At 25.8% G+C, this 1,536-nt stretch carries 2 protein-coding genes; one reads left to right on the top strand and one right to left on the bottom strand.

Features of this window, described 5'->3' with window-relative positions:
• Positions 1-152 precede the first annotated feature (152 nt).
• A complete protein-coding gene (locus HMPREF0216_RS14030) occupies positions 153-710 on the bottom strand; it encodes a maltose acetyltransferase domain-containing protein (protein ID WP_005215571.1) in 558 nt (185 codons plus the stop codon).
• Between the two features lie 126 nt (positions 711-836).
• On the opposite strand from HMPREF0216_RS14030, the gene HMPREF0216_RS14025 reads away from it, so the two are divergent.
• A complete protein-coding gene (locus tag HMPREF0216_RS14025) occupies positions 837-1,532 on the top strand; it encodes an AraC family ligand binding domain-containing protein (protein WP_005215570.1) in 696 nt (231 codons plus the stop codon).
• Positions 1,533-1,536 lie beyond the last annotated feature (4 nt).

Genomic DNA, 1,536 nt, shown 5'->3' with positions numbered 1-1,536 from the left:
TGTTGCCCATGCTGGGCACACACAAAAAAGCAAAGCATGATTTCATGCTCTGCTTTTTTATATGAAACATATTTTAATTACAATAAAAGAGGTAAATTTATCTAATAAAATATAAAATTTTGGATATAATTAAAATAAAGTTTCATAAATAATTACTCTATAGTTTTTATAATTTTTGCTGGATTTCCTCCAACAAGTACATTATTAGGTATATCTTTAGTTACTACTGCACCTGCTGCAATTACAACATTATTACCGATTGTTACACCTGGACAAATAACAGCTCTACCACCTATCCATACACTATCCCCTATAGTTACTGGTTTTCCAAATTCAGCGCCACTATTTCTTTCCTCAGCGTTTAGAGGATGTGTTGCAGTATAAATGTGTACACCTGGAGCTAAAAATACATTTTTGCCTATATTAACTGGACAAACATCTAAAATTACGGTATCAAAGTTAGCATAAAAATTTTCGCCAACATTTATGTTATATCCGTAATCACATTTTAGAGTAGGCTCAATATAGATATTATTCCCCATAGAACCTAAAAGTTCTCTTAATATTTCAGTTCTTTTTTCTATTTCAGTTTCTAATGTATTATTATATAATCTAGTTAATATTCTAGCATTTAATCTTTCTTTAACTAGTAATTCATCAGAAGCTATGTATAAATCTCCTGATATCATCTTATCTTTCTCAGTTCTCATATATTACCATCCTTTTTGAAAATCTATTTTAAAAATATAACTATAATGTTATTATAATGTTAAAATTTATTATATACTTGCAATATAACAACATTTATTATAACAATTCTGCTAAAAGGAGTATTTATGAATAATTTACAATTTCATGATTTAAAAGAAAATATTCAACATGGTAATTTTATTATGCCTTTTTCTCTTTATGAAGGTCGCATAGATCCAGTAATCTCCCCTTCAATACCAATTCATTGGCATGAAGAATTTGAAGTTATATTAGTTATTGACGGAAGATGCAATTATAAAATAGATTTAGAAGCATTCATTATAGAAAAAGGTGATATATTAATGATTGGACCTCAAAAACTTCATACACTAAATAGTATTAATGATATCACACTTTCTTGGACTTCTTTCGTATTTAATATTGATATGCTTAAGAGTCTGAATACAGATGGAGCTTTACTTAAGTATATCTCTCCGATTTTAAATAATAATCATCAGATTCCACTTATTATAAAAAATAATGATACCTACTATGATAATATACTAACGGTTATAAAAGATATAATTACCTGTTATAAAGAAAAGGATATTGCTTATGAATTAGAATTAAAATCCTTACTATATAAGTTATTTTCACTATTCTATAAAGGAAATTTAATAGTAACAAATACTGATAAAAATATAATAAATACTAAAGTTACAGATAAAGTAAAATTAGTTCTAAATTATATACATGATAATTATTCTAATAATATTTCAATTAATACATTGGCTAATATTTGTGATTATAGTGAATATCATTTTGGTGTTAGTATAAAGTAGTGGA

It is taken from the genome of Clostridium celatum DSM 1785, assembly GCF_000320405.1.
Classification (GTDB): Bacteria; Bacillota; Clostridia; order Clostridiales; family Clostridiaceae; genus Clostridium; species Clostridium celatum.
The sequence above is the reverse complement of the archived record's forward strand: the minus strand, read 5'-3'. Positions and strand labels throughout refer to the sequence as shown.

Bases quoted from the DNA above. Each gene is read 5' to 3' on its own strand.
- HMPREF0216_RS14030 (WP_005215571.1), bottom strand. From the start codon at position 710: ATGAGAACTGAGAAAGATAAGATGATATCAGGAGATTTATACATAGCT.
- HMPREF0216_RS14025 (WP_005215570.1), top strand. From the start codon at position 837: ATGAATAATTTACAATTTCATGATTTAAAAGAAAATATTCAACATGGT.